Here is a 6,440-nt window from a genome sequence, read left to right as displayed (position 1 = left end):
GTATATGCCCCTTCCAGTATTCCTCTTTCTCTCCCTCTCTTGACCCTTTCTTTGCCATGACTCGCCTCCTTATTTTTGATTGGCTTATCATGGCATCTCTTACCTCTTCCTGGGAAGATGGGCTTTATTTGACGCTTACATCTCAGGGAAGTTAGCCTTTTTGATTCTCGCCATCAGGGATTTTTCCCTGCGGGCATCAATCTCACGCTCCAGCAACTCACTGATCCATGACAGGGACACCGCCTTCTTGTGATTTCCAAGCACCTCCTGCAGCTCTGTTGCTGCTGTATTGAGTTTGAGGGTTTTAAGCTGTCTGCTAACCGTCTCTATGTTCATCTTTGCCTCCCGGATTTAGTAATAGTTGTTGATATTCCTCTATGGACCTTGTGAACTTGTATGTCGTTGTATTTCTTGACAGAGCTCCTTTGTCTATATCTTTTCTTGTCCCTGTTTCCAGTTCCAGCAACATCAAAATGCTCCTGTAGCTGTAGGCTTCTACAGACAAGGCCTTCCTGCAAGCCTCGTTTATCTGCCCACCTGTGTACTTCTTATCAAGGGAAAGTATTCCCCATATCTTTCTTGTATCTATAAACCCGTTGCCCTGAGCAAGCAGTTTCAGCACAACCTCTTCCACATACGGACCAAGCCTTGCCGCTGCCTTCCGATAGTGAGAACCTTCTTTCATGGAACGCTCCCAGGGGGTCTTGTGACATTCCTTCGTGCTTCTGGATATATACGGATCGGTAATCCGGGTATGGACTTCTATCAGGTTGCCCTTATGATAGATTGATACTTGCCTGCTATTTCCTATTACTATCACCTTCCGGTCACAGTAACTCTCCCTTACGGAGTAGTATTTGTTGCGGAACCGGACATGACCGTCTTTCCTGACCTTGCCCTCGTGAAACTCTTCTATTTCATAGGCTATGGCAGGTAATTCAAAGTTCTGGGGTCACATCTTAAATATTAAGTTTAAATATTGCCCCGACTTTATTATAAACGAATACTTAATAATTAAGACCCGACCCCATTTCACATTTTACATTTCACATTTTACCGCGGTGGGAATCCCCTTGAAATCAAAACATGATAACAGGAACGGCAGGGCCGAGCCTGTAAAGTCCAGGCTGTCCGTTCCGTGGAGCACGACCCAACCATCGTATGTCGTATAGTGCTGCAGGATATAGTCGGCCATCAGGCACCAATCGGTTGGCTGATGGTTGGTGCTGTCCCTTGGATCCGGGAAAGGTCAGGTCAGTGATATAATCAATGTCGATGTCCTTAAACTCATTCCTGATTACCGGGTTGAGAATGGTCGTGCACGCATCGGAAAATTCCTTTGCCGTCATCGGACTGAGGGGGGAACCAACACAACTGATTGTACCACCAGTATTGATTACACCTATTTTCATAATACCCGCCTTTCTTTATACATCAACTTACTGTTTTCAAGTTACCCATAACGAATGTATAAAAAATTCGTTCTTAATATTTCTACGTTAGCGACATAAACACAATAGCGTTGATTTCCACTTTATACACATAACCGCTGCAAATCAGCCGCGAGTTTACGAGTCAGCTGTATTTGCCTGGTTAGCTCGCTTAAACGTTTCTAAGGCTCGTTGTAGTTCATAAAAACCGTCTTCGGGTTTATCCTTGAATCTTATAGTCTGGAGCCCTGCAATGTTTGAAAAACCCTCTACATCCTCTTGTTGAAAAATCAATACTCGGTCGAATCCGTGACGTCCTTGAAATAGTCCGATTTCATGAATGACATTTTGTCGAGACCTTATTTTTCCATCAGCTGTTGCGTCCTCTGCTGTCATTACGATTACCGCAAAATTACATTCATCAAGAAATTGTTTTAAAACCTCAACAATATGAGAAGATGCTCTACTTTCAGTTTCAAAGTCTATGACCTCCAAAGAAAGCTCATCTTTTAAAAAACGATGGACTCTGTTCCAAAGCAAAGAACGGCCATGTCCAAGAAAAACTTTTCCCAATCCCTGCGTTTCGATTTTGTTAATTGTTATTGTGTACGGCTCCCCAAAATCTTCATATCTCTTTATTGTTAAATTGAGTTCGTTGAGTGTATCTTGTAATTCTCTATTATACTCTTCTTTGAGGTATTCTTCTGTCGCATTCCTATGCGTACCAAACGAGCGGCCGCGAATACTACATCGTACTGAATAACCTGCCTTATTAATACGATCAATTAAATCCGTCACCTCAAGACGCCAAAGTCTGAATTTAGGATCAAGATCACGTTGATCAGCGTTATAAAGCATCTCGCCAGATGTAATTAATCGACCAAGTTCGGTAATAAAAAAATCATAAGTAAGCCTTCTATTGGCCATTTGCTTAACCCGAATATTTTCATTTGAGGACTTCTTTTTAGCTAACAAAGCTTCCAGGTAACCTCGCTGTCTAGCTGATCCGTCCCATGGGTTATCGTTGATGTTGAGGCTTTGGAATTTGTTTGCCATCTCATGCCCAAAGGCTTCATCAAGATAGGTCTTTACGCGGAGTTGCCATCGCTCTATCTCGTACGTTTCGTCACATTTCTCAAGCTCCTGGATAAATACTTTTATGTTCTCGTCCATATTATTCCATTTAAAAATTTGAGCTAACCAATAATTATACAGTTTCTGTGCTTTCCCGGAATTTTACATGATTTTAAAGACATCTGACAAGATTTATAGGTTTTTTATAGTTATCTAACTGGCTATCTTGCATTTCATAATGATATCCGGAAATAGACCAATTATTCATGACAAGTATACCTCCGGAATTATATGCCCCTTTTAATGTTCTTCCGGTACTTTCCTTTTCAATTATTATTCAATATCTATTTGGCGCACCTTTTCTAATAGGAAAAATCTGTGATTAGAATGTCCAAGGGCGACATACCTGCCATGGGAACTTTCAATCTTGCCGTCAATCTCTTCTCTTCCAGTAAACTCAGCTTCTTGTCCTTCTTTAATTCGTGATAAGTCCTTAAATACAAGCAGATTTGCCGGGATAAAATGCAAAACAATTAAACTCCCTTTCGGTTTTTTTTGCGCTCGCCAAGACATATTTCCATTTCTTATGGGAGTTACTTCCACGATGGAGGGGTCACTAAACTCCCCTGTGGTCACAATTGCATCATTGGTGATATATGGAGCATACTTATCATATGCCCTTCCTATGTACCTTATATCTCCAACATGAATCTTTTGATCCCCCCACTCAGCCGTATAAATAACATCTTTATATTCAATCTCTCCATTTTCTATATCGATACTCATTCCTTGAACGATTGAACCTGCTGAAGGAGCTTTTAAATAAAAATACGCCAGCAATAAAAAGATGCTTAAGATACTGAATATTAATATCTTTTTAGTACTCATTCAATAATTTCGACTTCAAATCCAACGCATAATCACAAGGGCAAAAAAGAGAGTCTGCTACCCACTGTAGTGTTAAATATATCTTTCAGATTGCTATTCAAAGCGAAAACTTCTGGCAATACTTCTCATTTCATCCTCATAGAAGTCATCTTTTGCGGCAGAGGCTAATATGGAATAGATATAATCATCCTTTTTCATGTAATAGGTTATAATCGTTTCGCTGCCTAAGTCCGAAAGCAGCCAAGATGCATCAACATTATCAATTACAGTCTCGCCCGTGTCAATTATTTTTCCTCCGATTTTCCTTGTGTATGATTTCATAAACTTGACGGTATAGGCGAGTGTCTGCTGTGGAGATACTTTTTGTTTCTGCACTCCAACGCTTGCCGTGTCTTCGGGACTGCCAAAGGTTATGATTACTCCCCTCGGTGATTTTTGTTTCTTCCACCCTTCAGGGAACTTGATAGAAAAACCTTTCCCCTTATTATAATACCGGCCTGATTCTTTAGGGGTGCTATTACATCCTATGAGTACACACGAGATTAACAGCGCCATACATAAAACGGTCATACGTCTCAGCTGCATATATGCCTCCTTTTTTGATATCTTCAACCTAACAATAAAATTAAGCCGCTGTTGACATAATAGCAGAAATCCGGGGAATTGACAACAAGAAATTGATATAACTACCGGATACGGATATATTTTATTGTCGGTCAATAAGTGTATGCACAGGGTCAATCAGGGGAGAGACCGCAAAGGCCATGCTCCTATGAAAACACTCATTAGGGTGGCTTTCCCTCCAAAAGGGGGTACAAAAAGTACAAAAAGAGTACAAAAAGGGGTCTATAATAGAAAGACAAAGTAAGAAACGGGAAAGAAAAACAAGCAGCCTTCTTTATGGAGTAAGATAAATAAATGGCAATGGGAGCATCTGTGGCTGGTGGGGTCCGTCGATGAATGAGACTCGGGTCTGAACTGCCGGATGCTCCCAGTTAATACCTTGTCTAATGGGAAGATGCCAATCAGAGGCTATTATAGACGGGACAAAGGGTATTGACAAAGCCATAAAAAATCTCAAAGATAAAGGAGGGGTAAGATTGAAGAAATTACATGGAGGAATAGACGTGGGAAGTGAGCGGCATCATGTAATAATCATGGATGAAAAAGAGGAGATATTGTATGACCGGGAGGTAGCACACAAGTATAGTGACTTTCATGAGGCGATAGAAGAGTTCAAGGAAATAGAGGCAAGAGAAGAAGAGGCAATAGGATTTGCAATTGAAGGAAAGAACGGATATGGGACCCCCTTTGACCGGTTGTTGATAGAGAATGGATTCAGGTTATACAACGTGGACAATCTCAAACTAAAAAGGTTCAAGGATGTGTTTGGTGGAGAATGGAGGAATGACCGGAGAGACGCAAAGATGTTAGCTAAGATGTTGAAATTAAGGGAGCACGTAGATACGGGGAAAGAAAAGGCATTCATCGAAGTAACAAAACTGCCAAGCGTCAATGAAAAACTCAAGCTGTTATCCAGGCATCAGCAAAGTCTGATAAATGAGAAAATCCGGACACAGAACCGTTTAAGGAAGCGAGTACTGGAGGTATGACCTGATGTACTGGAGTTTGGCAATACGGACAGCAAGAAGCTGTTGAGACTTCTGATAAAGTACCCTGACTTCAGCAAATATAAGAAGCTAACAATGGAAGCATTATTGAAAATAAAAATGATAGGGAAGAAATATGCTTCACTAATGCTGGACGGTTTACGGAATATACAATGTTTTGAGGAGATGGCAGAAACATATAAAACGATAATATCCTCCAGTGCCAAACGCGTATTAGAGCTGAAAGAGGAAATTGCGATGTTAGACGGGAAGCTGGAAGAGCTGGGAGAGAAGAGTGCCGAGGTTAAGCGATTAACAAGCATGTCAGGTATAGGCACAAAACTATCCAGCCGGCTGGTTGGTGAAATAGGCGACATCAACAGATTTGAAAGAGAAGAGCAACTGGCGGTTTACTGTGGAGTGGCCTGTGTAGATGATGATTCAGGGAAAAGCAAGAAGACAAGAGTTGTGTACAAGGCAAACAGAATATGTAAGGCAACAATGATAGAAATTGCTGGCTGCACAATAAGATATATTCCTGAATCAAATGCCTATTATGGTAAGAAACGAGCTGAAGGTAAAAAACATAATCATGCGTTACGGTGTTTGGCCCGGCAGTTGATAAAAGTTGTTTTTAAAATGTTGAAAGAAGATCGTGACTATGTTATAAGGGAGGGACTAAAGAAGGCTGCTTAGACAGAAAATTTACTTGATTTTTTAAATGGGAAGTTCAGCCCCCGACAAAGGACAAAGTCTTTTCAATTGTTGTAACTCTACGCCTGAGTTTCCTGTCCCGGTGAATTTCTTTTCTAAATCTTTGATATACTTTGCCTATAGCCGAATTACTCAGTCCTAAAAAAACTTCTCCTATCTCCCTGTGAGTCACTCCTGTCCTCTCTTTCATTAAATGAACCTTCCCGCTGCAGAGACAGCGGGGTATCCAAAAGAAACAAACTTACTCAAAACTGCATACATTATAATCCCCCAAACCTCCTTTAAAAGGGGGTTCAAGGAATCCCCACAGCAGAGACTGTGGGGTATTGAAAATTTAATAAATCAATAGGGAGAGTGCATATTCCGAGTCAATCCGGCCACCCATTCCGAGGGAAAGCGGCCACTGATTCCAAGGGAAGGCGGCCGGGGTATGGGGGCAGAAAACTCCGGGCAGGAAAACAACTTCAGGAGCAAAAGCCGGCGCTGGTTAATTTCTAAAGAAGAAATGGTAATCTGAACCTTTTCAAATAGAATTGAGGAGGAACAGATGCCTGCGGAGAGATTAACCATAATAGCGGAAGTTGGGGACATCCTATATCCCCTGTCAAGTAAAAAAATACATTTCAAGAAATATCTTTTAGAATCATATAGTTGCAGAACCCTGTAAGGATTCAAACGTACCTCTCCTCCTAAGCCTTAAAAAGACTTTTCTAAGTTTTGTGGC

At 41.1% G+C, this 6,440-nt stretch carries 9 protein-coding genes; 2 read left to right on the top strand and 7 right to left on the bottom strand.

Features of this window, described 5'->3' with window-relative positions; genetic code table 11:
• Positions 1–135: 135 nt before the first annotated feature.
• The 6 genes from VST71_08955 to VST71_08930 all read right to left on the bottom strand — a co-directional run bounded on the left by VST71_08955 (position 136) and on the right by VST71_08930 (position 3,977).
• A complete protein-coding gene (locus VST71_08955) occupies positions 136–336 on the bottom strand; it encodes a hypothetical protein (protein MEC4685843.1) in 201 nt (66 codons plus the stop codon).
• Positions 317–820 (bottom strand): hypothetical protein, encoded by a 504-nt coding sequence (locus VST71_08950; protein MEC4685842.1) that lies wholly within the window; start codon positions 818–820, stop codon positions 317–319. Before VST71_08950 ends, VST71_08955 begins: the two co-directional genes overlap by 20 nt.
• A gap of 259 nt (positions 821–1,079) precedes the next feature.
• A complete protein-coding gene (locus VST71_08945; GenBank protein MEC4685841.1) occupies positions 1,080–1,412 on the bottom strand; it encodes a hypothetical protein in 333 nt (110 codons plus the stop codon).
• A gap of 156 nt (positions 1,413–1,568) precedes the next feature.
• Entirely contained in the window at positions 1,569–2,603 is a 1,035-nt protein-coding gene (locus VST71_08940; GenBank protein ID MEC4685840.1) for a nucleotide-binding protein, read from the bottom strand.
• Positions 2,604–2,837: 234 nt separating this feature from the next.
• Entirely contained in the window at positions 2,838–3,392 is a 555-nt protein-coding gene (locus tag VST71_08935) for a hypothetical protein (GenBank protein MEC4685839.1), read from the bottom strand.
• 93 nt (positions 3,393–3,485) lie between these two features.
• On the bottom strand, positions 3,486–3,977 hold the full coding sequence (locus VST71_08930; protein ID MEC4685838.1) for a PsbP-related protein: 492 nt from the start codon (positions 3,975–3,977) through the stop codon (positions 3,486–3,488).
• 515 nt (positions 3,978–4,492) lie between these two features.
• Here VST71_08930 and VST71_08925 point away from each other — a divergent pair.
• Entirely contained in the window at positions 4,493–5,005 is a 513-nt protein-coding gene (locus VST71_08925; protein MEC4685837.1) for a transposase, read from the top strand.
• A 42-nt stretch (positions 5,006–5,047) separates the two neighbouring features.
• Positions 5,048–5,698 (top strand): transposase, encoded by a 651-nt coding sequence (locus VST71_08920; GenBank protein ID MEC4685836.1) that lies wholly within the window; start codon positions 5,048–5,050, stop codon positions 5,696–5,698.
• Positions 5,699–5,732: 34 nt separating this feature from the next.
• Here the strand turns inward: VST71_08920 and VST71_08915 are convergent, their stop codons facing one another.
• Positions 5,733–5,906, bottom strand: a complete 174-nt coding sequence (locus tag VST71_08915; GenBank protein MEC4685835.1) for a hypothetical protein — start codon at positions 5,904–5,906, stop codon at positions 5,733–5,735.
• Between the last annotated feature and the right edge of the window lie 534 nt (positions 5,907–6,440).

Source organism: Nitrospirota bacterium, assembly GCA_035873375.1.
Classification (GTDB): Bacteria; Nitrospirota; Thermodesulfovibrionia; order Thermodesulfovibrionales; family JdFR-85; genus BMS3Bbin07.
This window is presented reverse-complemented; position numbering and strand designations above follow the sequence as displayed.